This is a genomic window from Archangium sp. Cb G35 (assembly GCF_001896145.1).
GTDB classification, from domain to species: domain Bacteria; phylum Myxococcota; class Myxococcia; order Myxococcales; family Myxococcaceae; genus Archangium; species Archangium violaceum.
On the sequence record NZ_MPOI01000013.1, the window covers coordinates 266,805 to 279,720 of the forward strand.

Here is a 12,916-nt window from a genome sequence, read left to right on the forward strand (position 1 = left end):
GACTACTGAAGGCCGACACGGATGACGAACTCGACCTCGCGCTCGGGGCCGCCGGGGTACTCCAGGCAGAGCGCCGTCACGGAGTACCAGTAGGCGCCCTCCGCGGCGTCGCCGAGCGTGTTGCTGATGTCGCGGGCCGCGTCGCGCGAGGCGCCCACGGCATTGGCGGGCAGCCGCTCCACGTGTGTCAGCGTGGGGGCCGGTGTCGAGCCGGTGAAGTGGCCCGCGCGGATGATGCCCTGGCCGTACGCATCATCCAGGTGCACCTGGGCGGTGCTGCCGGGGGTGAGCACCCGGAGGCGGGCGAGGAAGAGGTTGCGAGCCGCCTGGGTGCAGGCCGAGAGCGCGTCGTCGCGCGTCTGGAGCACGGAGGCATTGCGCTCGGTGCCGGTGAAGGAGATGGCGCCGGCCACCAGGAGGGTGACGAGGACCACGACGAGCAGTGCCATCACGAGGGCCATGCCGCGGGGACCGTTGGGAAGGGAACGGGTGGTGTGGTGGAACACAGCGGGGCGGGACCGGATGGACAAGCGGAGGACTCCTTCCGCCCGGCTGCTTGTGCAAAGCGTGGCCCATGTACCCCACGGGACAGGGACTCCCTGCGCAAACCCTTGGAACGAGAGGGAAGTCCGCTACCCCACGTGACCGCCGGAGTTGCCTTGGGCTGGCCTTTCTACTGGGAAAGGAATTTCCCTTCTTGTAACCATTGCACGCCTGCCTGCTCCCGGCTGACGGAGGCGAGCCGTGTGTCCCGGGCATGGGCCTGGGGGTGGACCATGCGCGTTGATTCGTCAGGGGCGAAGGGGACGGGACTGCTGCTTGCCCTGGCCCTCCTGTCCAACGCCTGTGTGCCGCTGACGCCACCGCCTGGCCCGGGGCGGAGCCTGCGCTACTCCCCGCACGGTGCCACCAGGTTCGCCGTGGCCGGAGTGATGGCGGCGGGCCCTGGCAGCTCCGACGCGACTGTGCGGCAGAGCGCCCTCGCGACCCACATGGCCTTTCGCAGCGCCCTGCGTGAGGTGTCCGGCTCCAGCCTTCGCGTTTCCAGCGAGCTCTCCAGACTCAAGGCCAGCGGCTCGGGCATCGCCGGCGCGGGCAACGGCATCTTCGTCCGCTACGTCGAATATGGCGAAGCCCGGTTGCGGTGGATTGACGCCGAGCTTGCCGCCACCACGGAGGTGGCCGCCGCCGCGTCGGAGGTGGAGGATCCGGAGATGCAGCTCGCCCTGCTGCGCCTCGCCGGCCCACGGCTGGAGGCCGCGATGATGGGCTCCATGCTGCTGGCCGTGTGGGTCGACTTCCTCACCCTCGCCGACGCAGCACTCTCCCGGCGCCTCGATGGTGGTGTCCGCCGAGTGGGTGGAGATGATGCGCCAGTTGGTGCGCGCGGGCGTCCTCTCCCTGCCCGCCATCAGCGCCGCCGTGCGGATTCAGGCCGGCCACGTGATGATGGCACAGGGGCACGGCGACCTCCCGAGGGGCGTGCGCGACGCGCTGGGTGACTCGCCCGAGGTGCGGGCCATGCGCGTGACGGGCAAGACAGGCGCCGGCATGGCCGAGCCCCCGCGTCACCACGTCATGCCGAACGAGTTCCGCGAGTGGTTCGAGAAGCGCGGCTTCACCGGCAAGATGAGCATCGAGAGGTTCTGCGTCACGATGCAGCAGGCACACCATCAGGCGATTCACGGCGGTGGAAACTGGAAGTTGGGACGCACGTGGCCCGGTGAATGGAACCGGATGATCATGGAAGCTCTGCGCAAAGCCGAGTCCAAAACGGGCCAGATGTTGACGCGGAATGAGGTTCTGGACATCGTCGCGGAGAGCATGAGGGACTATGACATCCCGATGAACTTCGTCCGCTGTCGTGGGAGCTGAGCGATGACCGACGGACGTTCCTGGGAGGGTAACTGGAAGGTGCGCCTGTATGAGCGGGTCCGCGAGCGCGGCTACGACTCGCTCACCGCCTTCGCCGAGGCGCGCCCTGCTGTCCCATTATACTTGTTGGCCGAAGAGCTAGGAAAGGACGACATTGCAGCAGTGCAGGTGCTGAGCGGATTGCTCGCCGAGGCGGAACACCGCAAGCAGGTCACTCGCTTCGTGCGGGATGTGCTCGTGCGCATGTTGTCCCAGAGTCTTCCCGATGGGTGGCCGACTGTGCTGGACCATGCCAACCGCTTCAAGGTTGCCAAGGCAATGGGGCGCTGGTTCGCGTACACCCCAGAAACCCACAAGGAGCGCGCCGACAGGGCGGGTGATGCACTCCTGGCCACGCCACCGCCGCCCGGTTGGCTCCCGCGCGGGCCCGACGACGAGCTGCTGCTCACGCTTCTGCCTGACGAGGAAGTCTGAGGAGATGCTCGCTCACCCTCCTCCCAGGTGGACGGGGGTGAACTGGGAGCGCATCAGCAGGTTCTTGGGCGCGATGGCGCCGCGCAGCACCGCGCGGGAGAAGCCACCGCCGCGCGGCTCGAAGGCACGGGCCGGCGTGGTGCCCAGGTTCTCCAGCGGCCGCCACGTGGGCGGGCTGGTGGGGAGCGCGGAGCTCCCGTCACTCGGCGCCCCAGGCGTGAGCACGTCGTCCCCCGGGCGCGCCGTATCGGCCTTGGTGCTGCGCGCCACCAGGGTGAGCCGCACCTGGCGGATGTTGGCCGGGTGCGAGCCCAGGCGCCGGGGCGAGGAATAGGCATCCTCCATGCGCGGCCGATCCAACTCGGGCGTGGCGATGTGCCACGTCTCGCCCCAGGGCACGTCATCGTCGTTCACGCCCACCAGCGGAGGCGGCGCGTCGCCCAGGGTGTTGAGGATGTATGCCACCTGCAACTGCTCGACGCCCACCGCGATGGGCGTGGCGTCCTCGCCGTCGATGGCGCCGTCGTCGTTGAGGTCCACCCCACGGTGCAGCATGAGGTAGGGCGTGCTGCTGGGAGTGGCCGGGTCCCCGTCATCGTCGAAGGCCGTGACGTAGAAGCTGTTGCGCTCCACCCGCACCACCACCGGTGGCTCCGTGTCGTGGAAGCAGGCCTCGCCGTCCAGCGTGTCCAGCTCGCGGAAGAGCGCGCCCGGAGGCCCCATGGGCGAGTCCATCGGCGCCGGCGCGGTGTCCAGCTTGACGGAGAAGCTCTTCGCGGGCGCCGTCTCTCCCACCGTCACGTAGGCGTAGCGCACCGCGCCGGGGCAGAGGACCAACAGAATCTCCCCCTTGCGCAGCGGCCGCTGGAGCTCGGTGTCGAAGCGCAGGAAGTCCGTGCCCACCTCGGTGGCGCGGCGGCGGAAGTACAGGTCGCGCGCGTGGACGGTGATGCCATCCGGGAAGCCCACTCCCCGCGTGTTGCCGAGCGCGTCGAAGGAGTCGTAGGCGAGGATGGCCCGGTCCGGGTCCACGCCGTACCCCGCGTTGCGCACGTGCCGCTCCATGAAGCTCATGGCCTGGCGCACGCTGGACTGCACCGCGCGGCGGCTCGCGTGGGCCTGGTACTGCGAGGCCTGCGAGACGAAGACGAGGCCGATGCCCGTGAGCACCAGGGCTCCGATGGCGGTGCCGACGAGCAGCTCGACGAGGGTGAAGCCACGAGGACGGCGGGGCGTGCGCATGCTCAAATCTCCGGAATGGCCGCGGCGCCCCGGCCCATGGCCTGGGGGTTGGCCTTCACCGCCCAGACGTTGACCTGCTTGTACGCGCCCGCCGTGGTGGGGAAGCGCACCATCACCAGGATGCGGCGGGCCTCGGTGTCTCCCTCCGCGTTCTTCACGGGGGCCACCCGCCACGCCACCTCGTAGATGGATTCGGTGCCGGTGCCGCCCCCGGTGCTCACGCTCGCCTGCGCCGCCCCGAGCAGCGGCCGCTCCCCGATGAGCGCCAACGTGTCCTCCAGCTTCACCCAGCCATCCGCCTCCTCGAAGCGCGAGAAGCCCGGGTCCGCCGGGTCCAGGGTGCTCTCGTTGGACAGCAGCGTGTGCTCGTAGGGCAGCCGCTCGAAGGCGTCCACGAGGTCTCTCGCCACCTTGCTGGCGGTGGACTGGCGCCGGGCGAGCCCGTTCTGCTGGCTGGCCAGCACGTTCATGTGCAGCACGCCCAGCAGGCCGATGGAGAAGATGGCGAGTGCCGCCATGGCCTCGATGAGGCTGAAGCCTCGGGCGCGCCAGGCGCGGGGAGTCGGAGACATGGTGACGGTTTCCTCCTAGTAGACGCGGATGGCACCGGCCGGCGCGGCGATGACGACCCAGCGGGCCGGGCTGTCCTGGCCGCCGCTCGACTCGGGGGCGAAGGCGATGACGCCGCCCGCGTCCGAGCCGCCCGTCATCACGCGCACGGTGCCATCGGGAGAGAAGCGGAGGACACCCCGGGCGCCGCCGGTACCCTCGGTGCAGAAGGTGCAGCCCCCCAGCAGCCGGCCCTCGCCGGAGGGGGTGAGCGGAATGGCGGAGAAGGGCGCGGGCAGGAAGCTCAACTCCGTGCGCGGCACGCTCATGTCCAGGAAGCCCAGGCCCCCCTCGTTCGAGAGGCGCAGTTGCTCGTGGCGGACGCCGCCCACGCTGGCGGCGTCGAGCACGTCCTCGCGGGACCAGTTGAAGGGGCCCACGGCGTCCGCGCGCTCGAGCAGGTAGACGCCGAACTCGGAGCCGTCGTCGTGGAAGACGACGTAGTGGGGCACGCCCATGCTGGTGGCCCGCATCTGTGCGGCGGTGTACAGAGCCCCCACCTCGAAGGCCGCGTTGCTCACGCGCACCCGGGTGGTGCCGTGGAACACCGCGAGGCTCGCGAGCGCCGCCAGGACGCCCACGATGGCGAGGACGATGAGAGTTTCGATGAGAGTGAAACCAGCCGGGCGGGAACGGGCGGACACGCGGAGGACTCCTTCCGCCCGGCTGCTCGTGCAAAGCGTGGCCCACCCACCCCATGGGGCAGGCACACCCTGTCCAAGCCCTTGGAACGAGAGGGAAGCCCGTTACCTCGCGTGACCGGAGGAGTGACCTCGGGCTGACCTTTCTACTGGGAAAGGCGTTTCCACTCTTGTAACGATTGCACGCCCGCCTGCCCCCGGCTCCGATGCATGGACGTGGAACGTCCGGTGCGCGTCAGTCCGCGGAGCGTGGGCGCGACACGTCGTACGCGTGCAGGGCGAAGAGCCACGCCAGACCGAGCCCGAGGAGCGCCATGAGGGAGAACACGGCGGCTCCGGCGAGCTCATGCGCCGGTCCACCCCAGGTCGAGAGAACGAGCACCTTCGGCGCGCCGGTGCGGCGGCGTAACTCGGCACCATTCCTGCCGCCCATCTCGTGGAGCACGCCGCTCGCCTGCTCGCCCGGACAGCTCTCGTCGTCGACGGCGACGACGACCGGCACCCCGCCGCCGTCCTGGCCCGCGAGGTAGTAGTTCGTCCCGTGGCGACGAATGGGGGCCGAGCCACAGTCGATGCGCAGGCCTTCGAGCGTCACCCACGCGTCGTCGGGCTGCGTGCCCGCGGTGGCGAGCGCGACCCGGGGCGGGTGCTCCGGGAACGACACGAGCCTCGCCAGGGACTGGACACCGAGCGCGAGGAACGCGAGGCCCAGGACAGCCAGGAACACGGCCATGTACTTCGCGCATCGGTTCACGACGGCGAGCACCCCTCCCGCGCGCTTGCGCCGGATGGGTCGCGGCACCTGCCCGCCGTGAGGATGGGCCGCCCCGTCGACCATCAGGTGGTACTGGAAGCGGATTCCGTTCCCGGTGATCACCACCTCGCACGGAACTCCGGCGACCTCGAACGGATGCTCGCTCCCGAAGTCGATGATGCCGGGAGTCTGCTCGAGGATCGTCCGTCCATCGACGGTGAGCCGGCGCCGCCCCGTGAAGTACCCGTGCTCGAGCTCTATCCGATGCATCCGGTTTCGCAGGAGCACATCCCAGACGCGGCGGGCCATGGGTACCGAGCGTACACCGGGCTCCGGTGTCAGCGCTGGAGCAGCAGCGTGCCCTGGGGGTACATGGGGGCTCCCGAGAGGATGTCCGGGCGCCCATCCGCGTTGACGTCGAACACCGCGAGCTCGTGGGCGCCGTTGCGCACCCCGAAGATCCGGGGCGCGGCCAGCCATCCGTACTCATCGCCCCTCATCAGCGACACCGAGTCCATGCCCGGGTTGGCGCACAGCACGTCCCGAGAGCCGTCCCCATCGAAGTCCAGCACGGAGATGGAGGCGCAGTTGCCGCCCGCCGGGTAGCTCCGGGCATTCCACCCCACCCAGTCTCCCCAGCCCAGCAGCACGTGGACGCTGTTGTCGATGCTGTTGCTGCGCACGGCATCCAGGAAACCGTCCTCATTCATGTCCACCAGGATGAGGTGGCCGCCGTACCGGCCCGCCCCGGGGGTCGAGACGAGGACGGGGGGAAGGAAGGTGCCATTGCCCCGGCCCTTGAGCAGCAGCACCCCTTCACTGGTTGAATCCTGCAACACGGCCAGGTCCAGCGCGCCGTCCTTGTCGAGGTCTCCCAGGGCCAGCGCATCCGGATTGGGGCTCGTCGTCACGAGCGTGGGGGACGCGAAGGTGCCGTCGCCCTGGCCGAGCAGCAGGCGGACCTCCTGGGTGTAGTAGCCGGGCTCGAGGTAGTAGGACACCTGGCAGACGAGGTCCGTCCGCCCATCCCCGTTCACATCGCCCAGGGCGACGTGGCCCGGGTTGGCCCCCACGGGGATGTCGGCGGCCGGGCGGAGGGTGCCGTCGCCGTTGCCCAGGAGGAGCCCGAGCGTCATGGCGCCGCCCATGCCGCGCCGCACCACCACGTCCAGGTTCGCGTCCCCGTCCACGTGGCCCACCGTCAGGCTCCACACCGGGCTTCCCACCGGCACGGGCGTCTGGGCCCGCAGGCCCTCCGGGCCGCCGGCGAGGTGCACCTGGACGCTGTCCTTCACCGGGGCGCTGACGAGGTCCATCTTCCCATCCCCGTTGAAGTCTCCCTGGGCGAGGGCGCCTCCGGGGGCCTCTTGCAGCGACAGGCTCCCGGGGCCGTCGCGCCACACGCGCACGTCCTCGCTGTGGCCCTGGACCGACGCCACGTCTTCCAGGCCGTCCCCGTCGAAGTCGCCGGTGAGGAGGGAGATGGGGCCGCGTCCCGCGGGCATCAGCACCGCCGGCTCGAAGCTCCCCGCTCCCTTCCCCCGCAGCACGGCGAGGGCATCCTTCCACTCGAGTGCCACCACCAGGTCCTTCAGGCCGTCACGGTCCATGTCCACCGTCGTGAGGCCCAGGGCCGTCGAGAACCCGTTGGCGTCCAGGAGCGTGTCCACGAGCTCCGCCGCGGAGAACCCTCCCTGGCCATCTCCCCGCAGGAGGTGGACCTGGAGTTCCTTGGAGAGGTCCTTCCGGGCGAGCACCAGGTCCAGGTGCCCGTCGCCGTCGAGATCGTCCACCAGGAGGGTGTGGGCCTCGGGAGCGGTGATGCTCCGCGTGCGGAAGGTCCCATCCCCGTTGGACAGCAGGGCCACGCTTCCCATCCAGCCCCGCCCGATGGCCAGCAGATCCTTCCGGCCGTCCTCGTCGAGGTCCGCCGCGGCGATCAGGGTGTTGGCGGTCACGCTCAACTTGCTGACGAAGGCGCCCAGCGTCCCATCGCCCGCGTTGGCGAGGATTCCCAGGGTAAGGGCGGTGCCGGATCCTCCGATCGTGGCCACGTCGAGGCTGCCGTTGCCGTCGAAGTCGGCGAGGGCGATCGAGTCGTCCACGGTGGTGGTCAAATCGGCGAACGACATGCGGTAGGAGACGGGGGGCGCGAAGAATCCACCCCCGCCTCGCGCGACCCACAGGCTCCCGTACCCGTCCGGCCAGATCAGATCCTGCGTGCCATTGCCATCCAGGTCCCCGGTGGTGAGGCGGTTCATCTGGGAGCGGAGCGTCTGCTGGATGCGAGGCTGGAAGCTTCCGTTGCCCAGCCCCAGCAGGATGGAGACGGTCTCGCCGGAGGCGGGGGCGACCACCAGGTCCAGCTTGCCATCTCCGTTGAAGTCTCCCTTCACGGCGCGGCGTGCCGTGGCGTTCAGCGGCTGGACGCTGTGGGTGGGCAGCCGGACCTCGCAGCGGCGGGCGGCGGCGGGCAGGGTGCGCTCGAGCGTCGCCGAGCTGAGCGTGGTGCCGGGGACGCGGGCGCTCAGGCGCACGCGGACGGTGGCGGCCTCGGGCACGTCGAAGCCGCGGTCCCAGAGGAACTGGTGGGTGCTGCCCTCCGGTGCGGTGAAGCGCGCGAGCAGTCCCGCATGGGTGGCGCTGCCGGCCTGGGTGGCGCGAGTGAAGGAGCCGCTGCCGGTGGAGTCCACTTCCACGGAGACATCCGCGAGCAATCCATCCGGCTGGCGCAGGGCGTAGGAGACGGTGAGGCAGCCCGCGTTCGAGGTGTCGAACTGGAGGTCCGTCACCTCGGCGGGAGCGGGGAGGGGACGCACGGCGGCCGAGGACGCGGAGGGGCCACTGCCCAGGATGTTGGTGGCGGACACGCGGAGGGTGTGGGCCTGGGTGCTGCTCAGGCCCGGGACGGTGGCGGTGCGCGTCGCGGCGTCCACCGTCACGCGGGCGCCGGAGGGGGAAGCCTCCACCACATAGCCGGTGAGGGGCGCGCCGCCATCCTCGGCCGGGGCCTCCCACGTCACCGTGGCCGAGCGGATACCCGCCGTGACGCTCACCGCGCCGGGCTGGGCGGGCACGCCGGGGGTACGCACGGAGGCGGAGCGGAGCTTCGGTCCCTCGCCCATCTCGTTACGTGCCGCCACGGTGAAGGTGTAGGCGGTGCCGTCCTTCAGGCCGCTGTACTCGAAGCTGTGGGTATCGGCATCCACCTCCCGGGAGAGTCCGTCCGGCTCGAGCGTCACCACGTAGGTCCGCACCAGAACGCCCCCGGTGCTCGCCGGAGGGCTCCAGGTGACGGAGGCGCGGCGGATGGTGACGGTGGCCTCGACGCTGGCGGGGGCCGAGGGCACGGTGGCGGGCACCACGCTGAGCGAGGCGGGAGAGTCGGGGCCCAGGCCCACGGCGTTGAGGGCGCGCACGGTGAAGGTGGAAGGCTCGCCATTGCTCAGCCCGCCCACCACGGCGGAGCGCGCGCTGGAATCCATCGTCACGTGTGTGCCCTGGGGATGAGCGGTGACGAGGTAGCCGATGATGGGCGAGCGCCCATCGGAGCCGGGCTCCGTCCAGCTCACGCGCACCTGGCCATCGCCGCGCACCACGGACGGCCGGGGCGGAGCCCCGGGGACGTCGGGCAGGGTGACGGCCTCCGAGCGGGTGGAGAGGCCTTCACCCATCGCGTTCACCGCGGCCACGTAGAAGAAGTAGGTGGCGCCCGGGCGCAGGCCCGTGACGCGGGCGGTGGTGCCGTCCACTTCGATGGATTGAGCCTCCTCTCGCGGCGCGGCGCTCACCCGGTAGCCTGTGACGGAGCTTCCCCCATCGCTCTCCGGTGGGCTCCAGGAGAGCGTCACCGTGCCCGGCTCGGTATGTGACTCCACCACCCTCGGGGCCGAGGGCACCGTGGGCTCCGGGTTGCCGGGCGGCGGGTTGCCGGGCGCCGGGTTGCCGGGTGGCTGGGAGGTGATGGGTTCCAGCTCACAGCCACCCGCGCCCACCAGCAGGGCGAGGAACAACGGAATCAGTCGACGGGACATGCTCCAGGACACGGCTTCCCCCCTCGGGACGAATCGAAAAGACGGCATCGGTCGTCCTGGATACGGAATGAGGCCGCGCGCCTGGTCGTTCGCCCCTGCTTTTTTCAATACCCGAGCGCCACTTCGACGCCCGCGATGGGGTCTCCCCGCTCCCGGCCGTCCGCGGTGAGGACGTCCACGCCGAGGAAGCCGGCCACGCGCACCCGCAGACGCTCCTGCTGGACGACCATGCCGCCGGACAGCTGGGCGGAGAAGACGGTGGGGTCTCCCTGCGTGGCACCGGGGTAGCTCACCCGCACCAGGCTCCAGCCGCCCGAGGCCTCGATGAAGGGAGCGACGGGCCCGGAGGCCTGAAGTCCCAGCAGCCCCTGCACGGACAGCCGATGGAGGGACACGTCGTCCCGCGTCAGGGGCGAGAAGACGTACGTGGCGCGCAGTCCGAGCGTGTACGGCGCTCCCCCGTAGCGCAGCGCCACGCCCGGCCCGGTGACGAAGGGGGAGAGTCCGAGCGGGGCTCGCTGGGTGACGAGTCCCGCCTCCCAGGCGAGCACGGGCCGCGGCTCGGCATGCACCACGAGCGGCGCTCTGGCGTCCGGCGAGAAGTCCACCGGGACGAAGGAGGAGGTGGCCACGTATTGCTCGTAGAAGCTCCGGTCGAAGGGGATGGCGAAGAGGCCGCGGCGCAGGGCGTCCTCGGCGGGGCCGCGCTCGCGCAGCTCGCGGGGGTTGAGCCGGGGCAGCCCGTTGCCGAGCTGGGCGAGCGTGATGCGGGCCTCGGCGGTGGGGGTGCGGACCCAGTAGGAGTCGCGGACGGGCAGGCGCAGGGACACCGTCTGGTGGTCCGCGCGGCGCACGTCCGCCAGCCGCCGGCCCCCCTCGTCCTCCACGGAGATGCGCGCGTGCTCGAGCCCGGCCGGGAGCAGGAGGCTGGGCCCGCGAGGCGCGGAGTCCACCAGCGGGCGGCGCGGCTCGCGGGACGGGGCGTAGGCGTGCACGGAGAGGCGGATGGGGACGGCCTTCACCTCCTGCAGCGAGGCGGTGACGAAGGCGGCCAGCTCGCTGTACTCCACGGCGCCGTCGCCGTTGACGTCCGCGCCTCCCATGAGGCCCGAGCGCACCACGTGGCTGAAGACGCCGGCGCGCAGGCGGGACCATTCGTGCGTCTCGCCGCTGTCGCTCTCGGCGAAGGTGGCGCCCACGTGGGGCCGCGTGGCCAGTTGCTCGCGCTCCAGCACCCCGCGCAGCTCCGCGAGCACCGCCACGTCCGGCTTGCCCCGGCTGCCCACCACGCCCGAGGCCCGGCATGCATCCACCACCACGTGGACGAAGTCCGCCCCGAGCGGATCCACCAGCCGCGTGTAGAAGGCGGAACGGTCCAACCGGCTGCCGAGCAGGGTGAAGTAGGCGCGTCCGAGCGCATCCGTGTTGCCGTGGCCCACGTAGATGAGCAGCACGTCCGTCTGCCGCCCCTGGGCGTGGTCCGCCTGGACGTCCTCGCGCAGCGCGGCCACGGCCCGGGACACTTCCTCGAGGGTGGGAGGCCTTGTCCCACTCAGCACCGCGGCGTCCGTCCGGAGTGTCTCCTCGTCCGCGTCCACCAGGAGGGTGGTTTCCACGCCGAGCCGCCGCAGCGTCTCCGTCCACAGCACGCCATCATCGTCCGCGTAGCGGAGGGCGGGGAGGGACGGGTCATCGCTGGTGTTGTGGGCGATGACGAGCGCCCGGCGAACGGGAGGGGCGGCCGAGGCGAGGGTGGCGAGCAGCAGGGTGGTCGCGAGCACCACGCCGGAGAGGCGGAGTCTCATGGCGTCTCCTCTACCCGAAGGGGCAGCCGGAGGACCACGGCCCCCTGGTGCGTCTCGCCGCGCAGGGCCGCGAGCGCCTCCCGGGGCGAGTCCGCGAAGGCGGCGAGGACTTCCACCTCACCGGCGGGCACCTGGAGGGGGAGGGTCGTCTCCAGGGGATGCTCGGCGCCGGGGCGGCCGGTGACGGAGAAGGGGCCCTCGATGGACTGGAGGCTCCGGGTGTGCAGGCCCACCGCGACATGGGAGAGCGGTGCATCCGCACCCACGGCGAAGGCCAGCTGCGCGCCCGGAGGACACGCCTGGGAGGGCTCCAGCTCGCGCAGGGGCTGTTGTTTCGCGGCGCAGAACACGCGCAGCGCGGCACGGGCGGGACGGCCCGAGCCTCCCCGGGCCTGCAACGAGCCGGTCTCCTCCTGGGGCTGGACGAGCACCACCAGCACCGCGAGGCTCACGGCGGCGAGCGCGCCTCCGGCGAGGGAGAGCGAGGGCCAGCGGATGCGCGAGGCCTCCGGCTCCGCCGCCGCGAGGGCCGCCGCGAGCCCGGTGTCCGCCAGGGCCGCGAGCTCGGTGCCGGTGGGGACGTACGGGTCGGCGTGCTCCAGCAGCCGCGAGGCCCGGACGAGCCGCTCGTAGGACGCGCCACACCGCTCGCAGGCGTGGGCATGGCGGAGCAGGCGGGCGGATTGGCGCGGGGACAGGGTGCCCTCGGCCCACCGCGCCAGCAGACCGTCCACGTGGGGGTCGAACCAGCTCATGGGAGTTTCTCCATTCCACCCAGGGGGACGTCCAACCAACCCCGGGCCAACAGGTGCTCGGTGAACTGCGTGCGCAGGTGACGCTCCCGGACGCGGACTTCTCCGCGGGTGAGCTGGAGGCGCGCGGCGGCGGCCTCCTGGGAGAGGCCCTCCATGAAGCGCAATTGGGCGAGGGCCCGGGCCTCCTCGGGCAGCCCATCGAGGAACTGACGCACGAGGGTGCGCACCTCGGCCCGCAGTGCCTGCTCCTCGGGGCCGTGCTCCTCGGTGGGGGCGTGGGCCAGCTCGGGCGCGTCATCCAGGGGCACGGCCTCGCGGGCGATGCGGCCCGAGGCGCGCAGGAGGTCCACGGCGGTGGAGCGCGCGAGCGTCAGGAGGAAGCCGAGGTAGGGCCGTATCCCGTCATAGGCCTGGCGCATGGCGGGCCGGAAGGCGCGGACGAAGGTCTCCTGATGCGCCGCGTCGAGGTCCAGGGCGCCGAGGGAGACACTGTGGACGCTCGAGCCGGAGCGGACGGAGAAGCGCCGGGCGAGGTAGCGGGCCACCTGGGGCGAGTAGGTGCGATACACGCGCGTGAGGGTGGCGCGATCCCCCTCCCGGAAGGCCTGCAGCACGCTCCGGTCGTCTCCTGGCAGCACGTGTCTCCCACTCCCTTTTCCTTCGATACGGAGCGAGCCCGCCAGTCTGGTCGTCCGGTGTGAAGAAAAATCGCCCCGCCCTCTGGAGG

Annotated in this window: 12 protein-coding genes; 3 read left to right on the top strand and 9 right to left on the bottom strand. The window is 71.3% G+C overall.

The features are described from left to right. Positions 1–2: 2 nt before the first annotated feature. On the bottom strand, positions 3–530 hold the full coding sequence (locus BO221_RS35825) for a hypothetical protein (RefSeq protein ID WP_143195882.1): 528 nt from the start codon (positions 528–530) through the stop codon (positions 3–5). 246 nt (positions 531–776) lie between these two features. Here BO221_RS35825 and BO221_RS35830 point away from each other — a divergent pair, with 246 nt between their 5' ends. Genes BO221_RS35830 through BO221_RS35835 form a run of 3 tightly spaced genes read left to right on the top strand, consistent with a single transcriptional unit; the run spans position 777 to position 2,349 of the window. Further along, positions 777–1,502 carry a hypothetical protein gene (locus BO221_RS35830; RefSeq protein ID WP_233166402.1) on the top strand — a complete coding sequence of 242 codons (726 nt, stop codon included), beginning with the start codon at positions 777–779 and terminating at the stop codon, positions 1,500–1,502. Continuing rightward, positions 1,483–1,875 (top strand): hypothetical protein, encoded by a 393-nt coding sequence (locus BO221_RS56615; protein WP_233166403.1) that lies wholly within the window; start codon positions 1,483–1,485, stop codon positions 1,873–1,875. The genes BO221_RS35830 and BO221_RS56615 overlap by 20 nt, the downstream gene beginning before the upstream one ends. 3 nt (positions 1,876–1,878) lie before the next feature. Then, the gene (locus BO221_RS35835; protein ID WP_073565352.1) at positions 1,879–2,349 is read left to right on the top strand and encodes an NUDIX hydrolase; all 471 of its coding nucleotides are present in this window, start codon (positions 1,879–1,881) and stop codon (positions 2,347–2,349) included. Positions 2,350–2,361: 12 nt separating this feature from the next. On the opposite strand, the gene BO221_RS35840 is transcribed toward BO221_RS35835, so the two are convergent. From BO221_RS35840 to BO221_RS35875, 8 genes are all read right to left on the bottom strand, one after another. Beyond that, positions 2,362–3,591, bottom strand: coding sequence for a PilW family protein (locus tag BO221_RS35840; protein WP_073565353.1), 1,230 nt, complete (start codon positions 3,589–3,591; stop codon positions 2,362–2,364). Positions 3,592–3,593: 2 nt separating this feature from the next. Next, positions 3,594–4,163, bottom strand: coding sequence for a prepilin-type N-terminal cleavage/methylation domain-containing protein (locus tag BO221_RS35845; RefSeq protein WP_073565354.1), 570 nt, complete (start codon positions 4,161–4,163; stop codon positions 3,594–3,596). Positions 4,164–4,178: 15 nt separating this feature from the next. Then, on the bottom strand, positions 4,179–4,844 hold the full coding sequence (locus tag BO221_RS35850) for a Tfp pilus assembly protein FimT/FimU (RefSeq protein ID WP_073565355.1): 666 nt from the start codon (positions 4,842–4,844) through the stop codon (positions 4,179–4,181). Between the two features lie 232 nt (positions 4,845–5,076). Further along, complete coding sequence (locus tag BO221_RS35855) at positions 5,077–5,865, bottom strand: hypothetical protein (protein ID WP_233166404.1); 789 nt, start codon at positions 5,863–5,865, stop codon at positions 5,077–5,079. A gap of 68 nt (positions 5,866–5,933) precedes the next feature. Beyond that, complete coding sequence (locus BO221_RS35860; protein WP_158079970.1) at positions 5,934–9,629, bottom strand: FG-GAP-like repeat-containing protein; 3,696 nt, start codon at positions 9,627–9,629, stop codon at positions 5,934–5,936. A gap of 104 nt (positions 9,630–9,733) precedes the next feature. After that, positions 9,734–11,434: a caspase family protein gene (locus tag BO221_RS35865; protein ID WP_073565358.1), complete on the bottom strand. Its 1,701-nt coding sequence runs from the start codon at positions 11,432–11,434 to the stop codon at positions 9,734–9,736. Then, the gene (locus tag BO221_RS35870; protein ID WP_073565359.1) at positions 11,431–12,189 is read right to left on the bottom strand and encodes a hypothetical protein; all 759 of its coding nucleotides are present in this window, start codon (positions 12,187–12,189) and stop codon (positions 11,431–11,433) included. The genes BO221_RS35865 and BO221_RS35870 overlap by 4 nt, the downstream gene beginning before the upstream one ends. Then, on the bottom strand, positions 12,186–12,827 hold the full coding sequence (locus BO221_RS35875) for an RNA polymerase sigma factor (RefSeq protein WP_083681865.1): 642 nt from the start codon (positions 12,825–12,827) through the stop codon (positions 12,186–12,188). Before BO221_RS35875 ends, BO221_RS35870 begins: the two co-directional genes overlap by 4 nt. Positions 12,828–12,916 lie beyond the last annotated feature (89 nt).

Coding starts and splice junctions, on each gene's coding strand:
- BO221_RS35830 (WP_233166402.1), top strand. CDS start 777: ATGCGCGTTGATTCGTCAGGGGCGAAGGGGACGGGACTGCTGCTTGCC.
- BO221_RS35835 (WP_073565352.1), top strand. CDS start 1,879: ATGACCGACGGACGTTCCTGGGAGGGTAACTGGAAGGTGCGCCTGTAT.
- BO221_RS35840 (WP_073565353.1), bottom strand. CDS start 3,591: ATGCGCACGCCCCGCCGTCCTCGTGGCTTCACCCTCGTCGAGCTGCTC.
- BO221_RS35845 (WP_073565354.1), bottom strand. CDS start 4,163: ATGTCTCCGACTCCCCGCGCCTGGCGCGCCCGAGGCTTCAGCCTCATC.
- BO221_RS35855 (WP_233166404.1), bottom strand. CDS start 5,865: ATGCATCGGATAGAGCTCGAGCACGGGTACTTCACGGGGCGGCGCCGG.
- BO221_RS35860 (WP_158079970.1), bottom strand. CDS start 9,629: ATGTCCCGTCGACTGATTCCGTTGTTCCTCGCCCTGCTGGTGGGCGCG.
- BO221_RS35865 (WP_073565358.1), bottom strand. CDS start 11,434: ATGAGACTCCGCCTCTCCGGCGTGGTGCTCGCGACCACCCTGCTGCTC.
- BO221_RS35870 (WP_073565359.1), bottom strand. CDS start 12,189: ATGAGCTGGTTCGACCCCCACGTGGACGGTCTGCTGGCGCGGTGGGCC.